Raw genomic sequence first — 13,972 nt, forward strand, 5'->3', positions numbered from 1 at the left:
TTTTAAGTTAATATGTTAACATTTTAAGAGGAGGTAACTATGAATATTCAACAAAAAAAGGAAATGTTGATTGAATTGGGAACATTTGTAGATAAAAATTGGTTGGATGAACAATTTGAATGGTGCATGATGCGTATCAAAAAAAATATGGTTCGTTTCGGGTTAGATTTCCCTTCAGCTTGTGCAACAAACGGAAAATATCGAATCAAAAAAAATGATGATTGGACAAATGGTTTTTGGACGGGAATGCTTTGGTTATCTTATGAATGGACAAAAGAAGAGAAATTTCTAGTACGTGCAATGGAAAATATCCATAGCTTTCAAAAACGCTTAGACCAACACTTCGTCCTTGATCATCATGATATCGGTTTTCTTTATAGTTTATCTGCTGGAGCCGGGTATAAAGTCGTGGATAGTCAGTTGTGTAAAGAATCGTTTTTACAAGCTGCAAATATTTTAGTGGCAAGATTTCAGAACAAAGGGAATTTTATCCAAGCTTGGGGAGCATACGGTGATCCTCTCGAATACCGTTTGATTATTGATTCTTTGATCAATCTTCCTTTGTTGTTCCAAGCATGTACGCTTTCTAATGACCCACATTATAAAGAAGTGGCTTTCAAGCATTACCAGACATTGTTGCATACCGTGATTCGTGAAGATGCCACCACTTTCCATACCTATTACTTTGACTCAAACACAGGAGTTCCAACACATGGTGCAACGCATCAAGGTCATAGTGATGAGTCGATCTGGGCTAGAGGGCAAAGTTGGGCGATTTTAGGGATTCCACTAAACGAGCGATACTTGCATTCTGTTCCTTTTCCATTGAACTACAAAGCGATCGTCGATGTTTTCTTAGAACATTTACCTCAAGATCTTGTACCTTACTGGGATTTTGATTTCAATGATGATTTTCCATCAGATAAAGACAGTTCTTCTCTAGCGATTGCTGCATGTGGATTATTAGAAGCAGAAAAAATGGAAGCGTATCCTAAAGCAAAAGAAATAGCAAAAGGAATGATTTATCAATTAGGAACACACTATACTGCTAAAAATGATCCAGAAAATGAAGGATTGCTTTTACATGGCGTTTATGCTCATGCGGAAGGAAAAGGAGTCGATGAGCCAAATCTATGGGGCGACTACTTTTATTTAGAAGCACTTATGCGTTTAGCAAAACCTGAATGGAACACTTACTGGTAAGGAGAATGAATAGACATGCAAACATTTAAAATAAAAGACGAATTTTTAGTCGACGGTATTCCTACAAAAATCATTAGTGGGGCAATCCATTATTTCAGAATACCCCCTTCTCAATGGGAGCACAGTTTATATAATTTAAAAGCACTAGGAGCAAATACGGTTGAAACTTATATTCCGTGGAATCTTCATGAACCACAAGAAGGTTCCTTTGATTTTTCCGGATTCAAAAATGTCGTTCGCTTTGTAAAAATTGCACAAGAATTAGACTTGATGGTAATTTTACGTCCTTGCGCCTACATTTGCGCTGAATGGGAATTTGGTGGATTACCTGCTTGGTTATTGAAAGAACCTGATATAAGAGTACGTTCTACCGATCCTCGATTTATGGAAAAATTGAAAAATTATTATCAAGTACTTCTACCAAAACTTGCACCTCTTCAGATCACACAAGGTGGTCCAGTCATCATGATGCAGCTCGAAAATGAATACGGTTCTTACGGAATGGAAAAATCTTATTTACGCCAAACAAAAGAATTGATGCTTGCACATTCGATTGATGTTCCTTTATTTACCTCCGATGGTGCTTGGCTAGAGGTGTTAGATGCTGGTACATTAATTGATGAAGACATTTTTGTGACTGGTAATTTTGGAAGCCACTCAAAAGAAAATGCGCAGGTCTTAAAAGAATTTATGCAGAATCATCAAAAAAATTGGCCGATCATGTGTATGGAGTATTGGGATGGATGGTTTAATCGATGGGGAGAACCTATCATTACGCGTGATCCCGAAGAATTAGCAACTGAAGTAAAAGAGATGTTAGAAATTGGTTCCTTGAATCTTTATATGTTCCACGGGGGAACAAATTTTGGTTTTTATAATGGGTGTTCTGCTCGAGGCAATACAGATCTTCCGCAAATCACAAGCTATGATTACGATGCACTATTAAACGAAGCTGGACAACCTACTGAGAAATATTATGCAGTTCAAAGGGTCATCAAAGAAGTTTGTCCATCTGTTTGGCAAGCAGAGCCCCGAACAAAAACGTTAAAAAATCTAGGGACTTATCCGGTAAATAAAAGCGTTTCTCTATTTCATATAAAAGAACAGATTTGTGAAGAAATCAAAACAGATTACCCTTTGACAATGGAACAAGCAAGCAATGGCTACGGCTATTTATTATATTCACTTACCTTAAAAAACTACGGACATAAAAATAAATTACGTTTAATCGAAACAAACGATCGTGCACAAATATATATTGACGGCAAATACAATCAAACGCAAACACAAGAAACACTGGGTGATGAAATGATGCTTGAAGGACAAAAAAATCAGCCCACTATCGCATTAGATGTTCTAGTTGAGAATTTAGGAAGAGTCAATTACGGTGCAAAATTGAATAGTCCCTCCCAATCAAAAGGGATTCGCAATGGTGTTATGCAAGATATCCATTTCCATCTTGGATACCGCCATTACCCATTGACTTTCGAACAAGCTCAACTAGATAAAATCGACTATTCCGCTGGCAAAGACCCGTCACAGCCTTCTTTTTATCAATTTGAGTTTGATCTTGCTGAAGAAGCAGATACTTATATCGATTGTTCTTTATATGGTAAGGGGGTCGTCATCATCAATGGATTCAATCTTGGGAGGTACTGGAATCATGGGCCTGTTTTATCACTATATTGTCCAAAAGATGTACTAAAAAAAGGCAGAAATGAAGTGATTATTTTTGAAACAGAAGGTATATCGATTGATACATTGATTTTTTCAGATCAACCAATAAAAAAAGATTTGTCATGAACGATTCAAAATAATCATCCTGTAAATTAGCTTATACAAAAAGGGAGTCCTACGAAAATCATTATTCGATTTTCAAAACGGATTCCCTTTTATAGTGAATAGCTTTTCTATCATTATTTCTCTTAATCAAGTACAAGTGATTACTTCTCGTCCGAAAATCTCAATTTGTGTTAATGCTGGGAATGGTGACGTATCTTCTGCTTTTTTCAAATTTTTCAAAGTAACTGAACTCGTCATTTTTTCAGGAAAGTAAAACGATTGAAATTCAAGCGTATCTGTTGTTGCTACTTTTATTGTTTCTCCATCAGAAAAACAAATCGAAACTTCTGTCCAATAGCTATCATGTGGATAATCTCCTCGAAACAAAAGATTTACTCGATCGGTTTGGATTGAGCGTCCAAAGTCGATCGTCAAAGTTGCATCTTTTTGCTGATTGATTCCCCAAGAAGTAAATGGATAGGATCCATGTGAGCGATTACCAAACTTTCCGTCAATCGCATTTTTAGCAAAAAAAGTCACATCATTTCTCGTCTCTACATTAGCATATGCATGTGGATATGCTCCACTGAACAATTTTTGATCATGAGGGTTTGTAGATACATTCCGATAGCTTTCCACTTCAAAATCATAGGCTTTACGAACATATATGTGATGTCTTTTTGAATGAAATCCCGTCTCTACTGAAGCTTTCGTTTCTTCTAGCGGAATCACATATTCCCATTTCTTCTCTGGAATATAAAGAAGTGTCGGTGCCAATGTTTCATCTAATTGCACAACAAAATAGTGATCATTTTTCTCTTTCGTTATGACCAGTTTGTCTCCTACTTCATATGTGTGATTTTTGATTGCTAAAACTGCTATTTCTTCTCCATTTGCAGAAAATGCGGTTTCTTTTTTCTCGTGATCGATTTTGCCAATAACTACTTGATTATTTTTATTTTTTAGATCAATTTGGATCATTTTTTTCTCCTCCATTTATTATTCCGCCAACTAAACAAATAAAGCGATGGGTACCAGGTTCGATTTTCTTTTTAAAATAGGGAAGATTGGTTCTTGGAAAGAATACAGAAGTATTTGGTTCTAGCACCTGAATCCCTGCTTCTTCATACCCCTCGATTGCAATGATTTGAGACACATGCGTTTCTTTTATTTTTGCACAGTCTTTCGCCAAAGTTATTTCTGGTTCTTTTACCAAAAGACTAAATCCGCCTTCTCTTATCTCTAAAGGAATCGTCGTATATATCTCATGGAATCGAACATGCCATTCACCAAATGGGTAAATTTCTGTTTGGATCAGCACTTCTTGGAATGGTTGCCATTCATACATAACAGAAGTCTCTGTTGCTTCACTACTTCGTACCTTTTTCTTTGTCCTGAAATATTCACCGTCTCTTGAAAGAGCTAATGTATTATCAAATGCCCCTTCTCCATATGTGATTCCCGCTTTTGGCACACTAAAGCCGAATTTAGTAGAGTAGACAAACTTACTATACTTCGCTGGGGCATGCGCTTGGCCATCAATCATCAAACCATATGGATAACCAAGTACATGTTTTCCTTCTTTTGCCTGACACAAAAGCATATTTCCATTATCAATCAATCTTTTCTCTTTGGTATTGACTGGTTCAGGTTTGGCTTTCCAATACGGATGTTCTTTTTTTGTTGCTAGTAATAAAAATACTTTTAATGCCCAATAGGGAGACCCCGGTGCGTTATAACCTTCTGCCATCACAAGGTTCTCATAATGATACCCAATGGATAGCCGTCCGTCATAAGTAAAGATATCGTGTGTCATCCACTGCTTCATATGGTTGGAAAGAAGCGTCTTTATCTGACCCCAAGGGATTGCTTCCACTTCTGCAAAAATCAATGCAGAAAAAAAAGCACCTTGTGCAAATCGATAGATGAGACTTCGTCCATAAGGTAACGCTTCTCCATCGGAATCGAAATAATAAATATAGTCCTTCGTAAACTCTTTTGCACGATAGATGAATTTTTCTGACCATTCAGGAAAGTCATCTTTCATTAATTTGGCAAAAATCAATCCATAATAATGAAAAGCAAAAGGAACATAGTAATCTTTTTGCGAAGATTTACCGTCGATATACCAGCCTTTTCCTACATACATCGTGTCAATAAAGCGTAATTCTGCTTCCATTTTTTCTTTATCTAATGATTCACCACAATGTTTTAAAGCGATTCGGATCAAAATTTTGAAAAATGTACAATTATTTTTAGGTATTTTTTTATCTAAGGCTTGTTTTAGCCAATGAATCAACTGTTGTTTGGAAGTGACTGACAGTTCATCAAAGAAATAGTTTCGATTCAATAACAGATTCAAAGATAACGCTGCCATTTCTACGATATATTGATCATAATCGTTAATATCTCCCCAATAAAATGAATCTTTTGGATTCATCCCTTTCAAGATTTTCTTTCGATAGACGTCTTTCAACTCATCTTTCGTCCCATTATTCATCCAATAAGGTGCCAGTCCCCATAATGGACGAATAAATGCCTCCATTTCTGCTCTCTTCTCGTCATAAACAGCGCCGCTACTCCCTAGACGTACTCCTGGTTTTTCACTATTGAATAGTCCCTGTTTTAAAGGCAGAATCATCTCCTCTAGTGCTTCTTCGAAATCGCGCCGCGTCAAAAATAGATTTTGTTTTAACTGATTCATGACAACCTTCCGAATTCTTTTTCTTTAGGATACCATGGTAGAAAATCGGTTTCAGGAGAGACTTCTGAGTGAGATGAAAATGAAATGAGTGAGAAAGCAGGATAATCAAAACTTAATATGTTAGCACACTTAGTATTGTTTTCTCTTGGAAGCATTTCTTGTGATTTCTTCGTTTTACTTACTCTATCTAAAATGAAAGAAATCTAATATACCTTTGAGCCATTTCCAGTAAACAATATTTACCCCATGATTTGTTAATTCGTCCACCCTAAACAGGACGGAACAGTTAGGTTATAAAAAAGCATCCACTGGATCATATAAATAAGAATCTCAGCATACATCTAAATAAAATGAACGCTAAGATCCCCTTTTAAATAGGCTTATTCACTTGTTTCTTCCAGCACTTTTGGACTATCTAACTTTTCAGAAACATGTTCCATTCTTCTCAATAAATAGATTTTCCGGATATTTAATATTATCGTCTTAATGACTGCATAGACAGGTATACAAATCAGCATGCCTAATATTCCTGCGACACTTCCTGCTCCAATCAATACCAAGATGATCGTCAGTGGATGGATATTCATTGATTTCCCAAACAACAACGGCTTGATCAAATTTCCATCTAATTGTTGGATCACTAGAATCGACAACGCCATGTACAAAGCTTGAAATGGAGAGATAAACAAACCGACAATGATTGCTGGTACTGCTCCAATAAAAGGGCCGACATATGGGATAATATTCGTGATGCCGCAAATGACCGCAAGCAATAAGCTATAAGGCTGATTGAATATTCTCATTGCCAAAAAGCTCATCACACCAATAATCAAAGCATCTAAGATCGTACTGCTGATATAGGCAGACAATGTTTCATTTAATTCTTTCACTGTTTGGCGCAACTCTTTACGAATCGCTTTCGGAAAAAAATGAGACAACGCATCAATAAATTTGTGTCCATCCTTAAACATAAACAGCAAGATAAATGAAACGGTAAATAACAAAATAAAAAATTGCATCATGAATGAAATGATTTTAGTGACACTTGCAGATAAGCTGACCAATATGATATTGAACAAATTACTGAGAGATAAATTCGCTGATGCTAATTGTTCTTCCAAATTGAAATTTTTAAACTCTTCTCGCTGCGCCAATTCATTTAACCATTTGCTTGTTTCATCTGCATAGATTGGCAGGCTCTGAGTCAATTGAATCGTCTGCTCCACTAACTGAGGCACTACATTCATGACAGTCAAAACAACTAAAATGATCACGACCAAAAATGTCAATAAAAAACCGAACACTCTCGGAATCCGATGCTTTTCGAGAAAAACAACGATTGGATCGAACATATAATAGATAAAACCAGCCACAAGCAACGGCAAAAAAATAGCCGAAAGCATTTTCAATATTGGACTAAAAATATTCGGCATTTGTAAAATAAAATACACGCCGACGATCGTGAGTACTAGCTCCACTGTCCAGAAAAATAATTTTGATTGTTTAAAACGTGATTGCATACCTCTCCTCCAAATTCCTTTGATACTTCTATTTTATCATTTAACAAAGAATTACGCGCTGAGATTTTCATTTGCTTAAAAAAAACAAAATAAAAAAGGAAAGGTATTTGACTGATCAGAAGAGTACTTCAACAAAAACACGATCCGCCCAAAATAAAAATCGTTTTGGGCAGATCGTTTATTGCGCAATACTGACTAAATGCAGCTTTGTGATATTTTTGTGCACGGACAATTCCTCGATCACATCGGCATAAGTGAGTCCTTTAGGAAGATCGATCGTATATATATTTTTATATACACGATAGTCATCAACGAATTTCACATCAAAATTCACATCTTCGATCACGATATTTTTCTCTTCAAAATAATCGGTAAGAAAATCTTTGGTTTCTTTTCTATGGATAAATTGGATTTCTAACTTTTTAGTCGTAGGTACATGGATCACGCGTTTCACTACTGTGAGTGCAATAGCAATCCCGATAAAACTGATGATCGCAATGGAATAGTAACCCATGCCGATGGCGATCCCTAATCCGGCAATAGCCCATAAAGAAGCGGCAGTCGTAAGTCCCGTCACTGATTGTTTCGTGACGATGATCGTTCCAGCACCTAAGAAACCGACGCCACTCACTACTTGAGCAATCAGCCTTGCTTCATCTGAACGGATCGTTCCAGCAAGCTGTGGATACGCTAAAGCATCTCTTAATGCTCCACTAGCGATCTCGACTTGGATCAATGCAATGATACATGCTCCCATACAAACTAAAATATGTGTACGCATCCCTGCTGGGCGATTTTTATATTGTCGCTCAAAGCCAATTGCTCCGCCAAATAGCATAGCGATCCCTAAACGTAAAATAATCTCTGGAATTGTCAATACCATATCATTCATCTAAACACCCTCCTGTCCAATATATCATGTCTGAAAGGAGCAGACAAAAAAAGTGCAATTTTTACCTCTTACGAAAAAGAGCGTGGGACAAAAGTAAAGAAAAACTTTTGTCTCACGCTCTAAACATGTGTAAACGACGGAAGCAGAAGCAACTCCTTCGGAAATAAGCTGAAATTCACAAAAATTTGAAAAGCAATTTTCGTGAATTTCTTCTTATTTCTTGGAGTTAAACGCTTCTGTCCCGGCCTCTTTTGTAAATTACAATTTACTTGCTGCTTCTTCATCGATGATCACAACGACATTGTCGTGGTTTTGCAATACACTTGCTGGTAAATGATTCGTTACAGGTCCTTCAATCATCCCTTTGATTGCATCAGCTTTGCTTTCGCCAAACGCCATCAAGACGATTTCTTTACTTTTCATGATCGAGCCAATTCCCATTGAAACAGCTTTTGTTGGTACATCTTCTGCTTTATCAAAGAATCGTTTGTTTGCATTGATCGTTGATTCTGTCAAATCAACTACTGAAGTTGTTCCGTCAAATGAAGCACCAGGTTCATTGAAACCGATATGTCCATTTTGCCCGATTCCTAAAATTTGGATATCGATTGGATGAGCATCGATGATTTGATCATACTTTTTGCATGCTGCTTCCAGATCTTCTGCTTTCCCATCTGGTACAAATGTTTCTTTGAATGGTTTTTTATCAAATAATTGGACATCCATGAAATGGCGGTAGCTTTGTTCATCTGAACCACCTAGTCCAACGTACTCATCTAAGTTTACAGAAGTCATTTCACTGAAATCCAAATCGCTTGAAGTCATTTCTTTATATAAAGTAACTGGTGTGCTTCCTGTTGCCAATCCTAATACTTTTGCACCTTTGTTCATACCTTCTTTGATGATTTCAAATGCTTTTTTTCCGCCTTCTTCAGCGTTTTTTACACGAATGATTTCCATAGTGATTGCTCCTTTGTGTTTTGGTATAGCCCAATTATAGCATTCTTTTTTTCTTTTTACAATAATCAGTATAGACCAAATTCTATTTTTTTCATTTTCTTGACAACAAAAGGGCATCCGTGTTAGGTTTCATAAGATGGTTCAATCAAACAATCCATGTTGCATGAAAACCAAGCAATTGATTCACTGTGGACGCTTTATGTCTGCAGTTTTTTTATGAAAAAGGAGTTATTATGAGTATACTGACATTAAACAACATCACCCAGCAGTTCGGCGATAAAATCCTCTATGAAGGAGTCGATCTGCAATTAAACGCTGGCGAACATCTTGGGCTGATCGGACAAAACGGAGCCGGCAAAAGTACATTGATTAAAATCATCACTGGTGAGATCCTGCCAGATGACGGACAGATCCATTGGCAAAAAAATATTCATAAAGGTTACCTCGATCAATATGTAGAAGTCGATGAAACATTAACGATCGAAGAATTTCTAAAAACTGCGTACGCAAAAGAATACGAAAAGGAAGAAAAAATTGCTTTTCTTTACCAAACATATAGCGAGACCTTCGATGATTCCTTGCTGGAAAAAGCTGGGAAACTCCAAACGGAATTAGACCAAGGAGTGTTTTATCAAATCGACACCTTAGTTGCTGAGATGAGCAGCGGGTTGGGAATCGATGTCTTAGGTTTAGATTCACTGTTGAAAAATCTAAGTGGTGGACAACGTTCAAAGGTGATTTTAGCAAAACTACTTTTAGAAAACCCAGATGTTCTGATCTTAGATGAACCAACCAATCACTTAGATGATCAGCATATCCAATGGCTGACGCAGTTTCTTCAGGATTTTGACGGTGCGTATATCGTGATTTCCCATGACCAAGAATTTCTTGATCAGATCACCACCCATATCGCAGACATCGAGTTTGGAAAGATTACTAAGTATACTGGCCATCTAAAACAAGCATTGAAACAAAAGGAACAAAATCGCGAAAGCTATTTGCGCCAATATCATGCTCAACAAAAACAAATCGAAAAGACCGAAGCTTATATTCGGAAATACAAAGCCGGTTCCCGATCAACGATGGCAAAAAGCCGACAAAAACAATTAGATAAAATCGAACGGCTGACACCTCCCGCTTCAGCAAGTAAAGCTGTCTTTGATTTTCCATTCTCTCCTATTGTCACGACGTTGGCAGTGGAAACAACTGATTTAGTCATCGGCTATGATCGACCGCTACTTGCACCCATCAATTTGACCATCCGGTTTGGTGAAAATATTGCCATTCGAGGCTTCAACGGGATTGGGAAATCTACTTTGTTAAAAACATTGATTGGTGAGATCGAAAAAATAAGTGGCGATTTCCACTTCCCAGATAACACAAAAATCAATTACTTTTCACAAGATCTGTACTGGGAAAATCCATTAGAAACACCACTACAATACTTAAGTAGTCAATTTCCAAAAGCAACTATCAAAGAATTACGTCGCCAATTAGCTAAAGCTGGACTAGTCAATCAATTAGCAAGCGAACCTCTCACTACATTAAGTGGTGGAGAACAAACCAAGGTGAAACTTGCACAGTTGACAATGAACCAAGGTAATTTACTGATTCTCGATGAACCGACGAACCATATTGATCAAGAAACGAAAGAAAGCTTACAAGATGGCATTCAGAAATTTCCAGGAACGGTGATCATCGTCTCTCATGAACAAGAATTTTATCAAGATCTTGTTCAACGAGTTATTGAGATCGAGCCAAAATAATGAGACAAAAAGACAAAAAAACTGATGATAGCATGATCATCAGTTTTTTTGTTGTTCAGTTTTCTTTTTTCTCTCGAAAAACAACGAATTGAAAGAAAAACGCACATCCCTGAAAAACAAGTCCGCTAACCGTTACACCTAACCAACCATACTGCTGCCACATGGTCGTCCCTAGCAATGAACCAGCCGCACCTCCAATAAAGTACATAAACATAAATACAGTATTATTTCGGTTGCTTGCTGCTTCACCTAGTCCTTGTACTCGTGTTTGATTGGCGACTTGACCAAATTGATTCCCGACGTCTAATAAAATAATAGCTAAAAGCAAAATGGCCAAATGGCTTCCGCCAACCAATAAAGCAATAAAACTTATTGTTTGCATAACAAGTCCCATATATACAATTTTTCTTTCAGAATAAGAATCTGCCAGTCGTCCCACGATAGGTGCAGCGACTGCTCCAGACAACCCAAAAATCGCTAATATCCCTGCTTCAAAAGTCCCCCAATTGTAAGCGGGACTGCTGATATAAAAAATCAACGTAGACCAAAAGATCGAAAATGTGCCAAACATAAAAAATCCGCTGACTGCCGCTTCTCTTAATAAACGTTGAGAGGCAACTAAATGCGGCAAACTTTTGAGTGAATCAAGGTATGAAACAAATGTACTACTTTGCTGGACAGAACGCGGCATCTTCCAGTAAAGCAGAAGTGTAAGAATCCCGACGGCACATAAAGCAAATAAATAGATCATCCGCCAAGAAAAAAGACTGGCAACAATACCAGATACCGTCCGAGAAAGCAAAATCCCCACGAGTAAACCGCTAAGCAATGTTCCCATGACTTTTCCTCTTGCTTTTGGTCCCGCTAGTACCGCACCGTAAGGAATGATGATTTGCGGCACGATCGAAAGTAATCCTATTAAAAAAGAAGCGCATGCAAATAACGTAAACGAAGGCGCAAAAAAAGCGGCCAACAGCGAGATAGCAGATAACGCTGCCATTCGTATAATTAATTTTGGACGATCCACCACGTCTCCTAAAGGAACTAAAAACAGTAGCCCTAGTGCATAGCCTAACTGGGTCAGCATTGTCAATATCCCGACTGCACTTGTGCTAACAGATAAACTAGCTGCTACTTTTGTTCCAATCGGCTGGATATAATACATATTAGCAACAACGACGCCGCAAGTGATTGATAATAATAAAATAAGCGATGTTGTTAAAGATGTTTTTTCTTTACTCTCCATTGATTTCCCCCATTTCCTATCTTAGTTTACAACTTATGGAAAAGATTGGAAATAGAAAAATACAACTATTCGCCATACTTATTATTTTTGTCTTTGTTTTCCTTGTTTTTTCTTGCGATCTTTATAAATGAAGACAACTAACCCTACTAACACAGTAACACTTGCAACCAACGTGACTGCAGTTTTGTTATATCCGTGAAACAGAGCTTCTCCACCACACGCATACAACACAGATGAAGGGATGACTCCAATCACGATCGACATTACGATTTGCTGAAGAGGCAGTTTCATCGCATCTGCAGCAAAATTGACCATAGAAGATGGGATCACCGGTATCATGTAACCTAACATTACGCCTATTTTTGGATGTCTCATTTGCCGAATGGATCGCACCCAATGATTTTTTTCAGTTTTCTTGTCTAAAAACTTCAATCGGTGCATCAAAAACACAGCGGAGATATTGCCCAGAGCATTCCCTAAAACATTGATACCTGCCCCAATGAACGGACCAAAGCTCAATCCGGCAATGACACCAATAACCGAAGTAGGGATACCGGGAACAGCACACATCACTGCCGTTAATACGACTAAAAGAAGCCCTGCGAAAAATCCGTGAGAACGGATATGAGCCAGTAGCTGTGCTTTACTTGCTTTCGGGTTCAAAAATAATTGTATATCTGTCTGGTATTCCAAATACAACCGATAGCCCACCATCAGTATCAGAACGATTCCCAACGTGATCAAAATCAATCGGATTTTTTTCTTTTTCATATTACCTCCTGAAAAAAACTATATTCATTAAATAATAGTTTAACATAAAAACAAAAAAGCACCGAAATCCAAGATAGGATCTCAGTGCTTTTAAATAGTTAAAAAATTATTTAACAGTTACAGATGCGCCAACTTCTTCAAGTTTAGCTTTCAATTCGTCAGCTTCTTCTTTAGATACGCCTTCTTTAACTGGTGCAGGAGCGCCATCAACTACAGCTTTAGCTTCTTTCAAGCCTAAGCCAGTTGCTTCACGAACTGCTTTGATAACTTTAACTTTTTGGTCTCCAGCTGCAGTTAATTCTACAGTGAATTCTGTTTGTTCTTCAGCAGCAGCAGCGCCACCAGCAGCAGCTACAGCTACAGGAGCAGCAGCAGATACGCCAAATTCTTCTTCAATAGCTTTAACTAGGTCGTTAAGTTCTAGGATAGTTGCTTCTTTTAACTCAGCAACGATGTTTTCAATGTTCAATGCCATTATAATTTCCTCCGTTTAAATGTTCTTTTTTATTTAATACTTTATGCGGCAATTAAGCTGCATCTCCATCTTCTTTGTCTGCCACTGCTTTGACAGCGTAAGCCACGTTGCGGACTGGCGCTTGTAGTACAGATAGCAACATAGATAGAAGTCCTTCGCGATTTGGCAATTTTGCCAATGCTGTGATTTCTTCCAATGAAGATACTTTACCTTCGATGATACCGCCTTTGATTTCTAATGCTTTTGCTTCTTTAGCAAATTCGTCCATGATTTTCGCTGGTGCAACTACATCTTCGTTACTGAATGCAACGGCTGTAGGTCCAGTGAATACTTCGTCCATGCCTTCAAGGCCAGCTTTTTTAGCTGCACGTGAAAGGATTGAGTTTTTGATAACTTTCATTTCTACGTTAGCATCACGAAGTTGTTTACGTAAACGTGTTACTTCATCAACTGTTAATCCGCGGTAGTCAACGACTACTACTGATGCAGCTGCTGTAAATTTTTCGCTTACTTCATCAACGATTGCTGCTTTTTTTGCGATAATTGCTTCACTCATTTTTGAGTTTCACCTCCTGAATTTTGATGGAAGAGTTTTTTGAACTGAAAAGGCAAATCACTTGTATAGTTTCTTTGCTCAACCAGTATTGTTCATC

12 protein-coding genes are annotated in these 13,972 nt (G+C 37.6%); 3 read left to right on the forward strand and 9 right to left on the reverse strand.

What is annotated here, in order from left to right:
• Positions 1-39 precede the first annotated feature (39 nt).
• Together HMPREF2731_RS09600 and HMPREF2731_RS09605 are read left to right on the forward strand one after the other, a co-directional pair.
• Positions 40-1,203 carry a glycoside hydrolase family 88 protein gene (locus HMPREF2731_RS09600; protein WP_002290564.1) on the forward strand — a complete coding sequence of 388 codons (1,164 nt, stop codon included), beginning with the start codon at positions 40-42 and terminating at the stop codon, positions 1,201-1,203.
• A 15-nt stretch (positions 1,204-1,218) separates the two neighbouring features.
• Complete coding sequence (locus HMPREF2731_RS09605) at positions 1,219-3,006, forward strand: glycoside hydrolase family 35 protein (RefSeq protein WP_002290563.1); 1,788 nt, start codon at positions 1,219-1,221, stop codon at positions 3,004-3,006.
• A 126-nt stretch (positions 3,007-3,132) separates the two neighbouring features.
• Here the strand turns inward: HMPREF2731_RS09605 and HMPREF2731_RS09610 are convergent, their stop codons facing one another.
• The 5 genes from HMPREF2731_RS09610 to nagB all read right to left on the reverse strand — a co-directional run bounded on the left by HMPREF2731_RS09610 (position 3,133) and on the right by nagB (position 9,061).
• Positions 3,133-3,966, reverse strand: a complete 834-nt coding sequence (locus tag HMPREF2731_RS09610) for a hypothetical protein (protein WP_070872876.1) — start codon at positions 3,964-3,966, stop codon at positions 3,133-3,135.
• Positions 3,953-5,689 carry a DUF2264 domain-containing protein gene (locus HMPREF2731_RS09615; RefSeq protein ID WP_070872877.1) on the reverse strand — a complete coding sequence of 579 codons (1,737 nt, stop codon included), beginning with the start codon at positions 5,687-5,689 and terminating at the stop codon, positions 3,953-3,955. The genes HMPREF2731_RS09610 and HMPREF2731_RS09615 overlap by 14 nt, the downstream gene beginning before the upstream one ends.
• 380 nt (positions 5,690-6,069) lie before the next feature.
• Positions 6,070-7,209: an AI-2E family transporter gene (locus tag HMPREF2731_RS09620; RefSeq protein WP_070872878.1), complete on the reverse strand. Its 1,140-nt coding sequence runs from the start codon at positions 7,207-7,209 to the stop codon at positions 6,070-6,072.
• Between the two features lie 178 nt (positions 7,210-7,387).
• The gene (locus HMPREF2731_RS09625; RefSeq protein ID WP_002290559.1) at positions 7,388-8,101 is read right to left on the reverse strand and encodes an MgtC/SapB family protein; all 714 of its coding nucleotides are present in this window, start codon (positions 8,099-8,101) and stop codon (positions 7,388-7,390) included.
• Between the two features lie 258 nt (positions 8,102-8,359).
• Positions 8,360-9,061 (reverse strand): glucosamine-6-phosphate deaminase, encoded by a 702-nt coding sequence (gene nagB, locus HMPREF2731_RS09630; RefSeq protein ID WP_002287787.1) that lies wholly within the window; start codon positions 9,059-9,061, stop codon positions 8,360-8,362.
• 233 nt (positions 9,062-9,294) lie between these two features.
• Here nagB and HMPREF2731_RS09635 point away from each other — a divergent pair, with 233 nt between their 5' ends.
• On the forward strand, positions 9,295-10,827 hold the full coding sequence (locus tag HMPREF2731_RS09635; RefSeq protein ID WP_002290558.1) for an ABC-F family ATP-binding cassette domain-containing protein: 1,533 nt from the start codon (positions 9,295-9,297) through the stop codon (positions 10,825-10,827).
• 55 nt (positions 10,828-10,882) lie between these two features.
• Here HMPREF2731_RS09635 and HMPREF2731_RS09640 read toward each other — a convergent pair whose 3' ends face one another.
• The 4 genes from HMPREF2731_RS09640 to rplJ form a co-directional block, all read right to left on the reverse strand.
• A complete protein-coding gene (locus tag HMPREF2731_RS09640) occupies positions 10,883-12,073 on the reverse strand; it encodes an MFS transporter (protein ID WP_002291631.1) in 1,191 nt (396 codons plus the stop codon).
• Positions 12,074-12,154: 81 nt separating this feature from the next.
• Positions 12,155-12,844, reverse strand: coding sequence for a TVP38/TMEM64 family protein (locus HMPREF2731_RS09645; RefSeq protein ID WP_002291632.1), 690 nt, complete (start codon positions 12,842-12,844; stop codon positions 12,155-12,157).
• Between the two features lie 106 nt (positions 12,845-12,950).
• Positions 12,951-13,319, reverse strand: a complete 369-nt coding sequence (gene rplL / locus HMPREF2731_RS09650) for a 50S ribosomal protein L7/L12 (RefSeq protein ID WP_002291633.1) — start codon at positions 13,317-13,319, stop codon at positions 12,951-12,953.
• 52 nt (positions 13,320-13,371) lie between these two features.
• Positions 13,372-13,875 (reverse strand): 50S ribosomal protein L10, encoded by a 504-nt coding sequence (rplJ, locus tag HMPREF2731_RS09655; RefSeq protein ID WP_002291634.1) that lies wholly within the window; start codon positions 13,873-13,875, stop codon positions 13,372-13,374.
• Positions 13,876-13,972: the final 97 nt, after the last annotated feature.

The organism is Enterococcus sp. HMSC072F02, from assembly GCF_001837725.1.
Classification (GTDB): Bacteria; Bacillota; Bacilli; order Lactobacillales; family Enterococcaceae; genus Enterococcus_B; species Enterococcus_B lactis.

Excerpts from the sequence above, each read along its gene's own strand:
- HMPREF2731_RS09600 (WP_002290564.1), top strand. The coding sequence starts at position 40 with ATGAATATTCAACAAAAAAAGGAAATGTTGATTGAATTGGGAACATTT.
- HMPREF2731_RS09605 (WP_002290563.1), top strand. The coding sequence starts at position 1,219 with ATGCAAACATTTAAAATAAAAGACGAATTTTTAGTCGACGGTATTCCT.
- HMPREF2731_RS09610 (WP_070872876.1), bottom strand. The coding sequence starts at position 3,966 with ATGATCCAAATTGATCTAAAAAATAAAAATAATCAAGTAGTTATTGGC.
- HMPREF2731_RS09615 (WP_070872877.1), bottom strand. The coding sequence starts at position 5,689 with ATGAATCAGTTAAAACAAAATCTATTTTTGACGCGGCGCGATTTCGAA.
- HMPREF2731_RS09620 (WP_070872878.1), bottom strand. The coding sequence starts at position 7,209 with ATGCAATCACGTTTTAAACAATCAAAATTATTTTTCTGGACAGTGGAG.
- HMPREF2731_RS09625 (WP_002290559.1), bottom strand. The coding sequence starts at position 8,101 with ATGAATGATATGGTATTGACAATTCCAGAGATTATTTTACGTTTAGGG.
- nagB (WP_002287787.1), bottom strand. The coding sequence starts at position 9,061 with ATGGAAATCATTCGTGTAAAAAACGCTGAAGAAGGCGGAAAAAAAGCA.
- HMPREF2731_RS09635 (WP_002290558.1), top strand. The coding sequence starts at position 9,295 with ATGAGTATACTGACATTAAACAACATCACCCAGCAGTTCGGCGATAAA.
- HMPREF2731_RS09640 (WP_002291631.1), bottom strand. The coding sequence starts at position 12,073 with ATGGAGAGTAAAGAAAAAACATCTTTAACAACATCGCTTATTTTATTA.
- HMPREF2731_RS09645 (WP_002291632.1), bottom strand. The coding sequence starts at position 12,844 with ATGAAAAAGAAAAAAATCCGATTGATTTTGATCACGTTGGGAATCGTT.
- rplL (WP_002291633.1), bottom strand. The coding sequence starts at position 13,319 with ATGGCATTGAACATTGAAAACATCGTTGCTGAGTTAAAAGAAGCAACT.
- rplJ (WP_002291634.1), bottom strand. The coding sequence starts at position 13,875 with ATGAGTGAAGCAATTATCGCAAAAAAAGCAGCAATCGTTGATGAAGTA.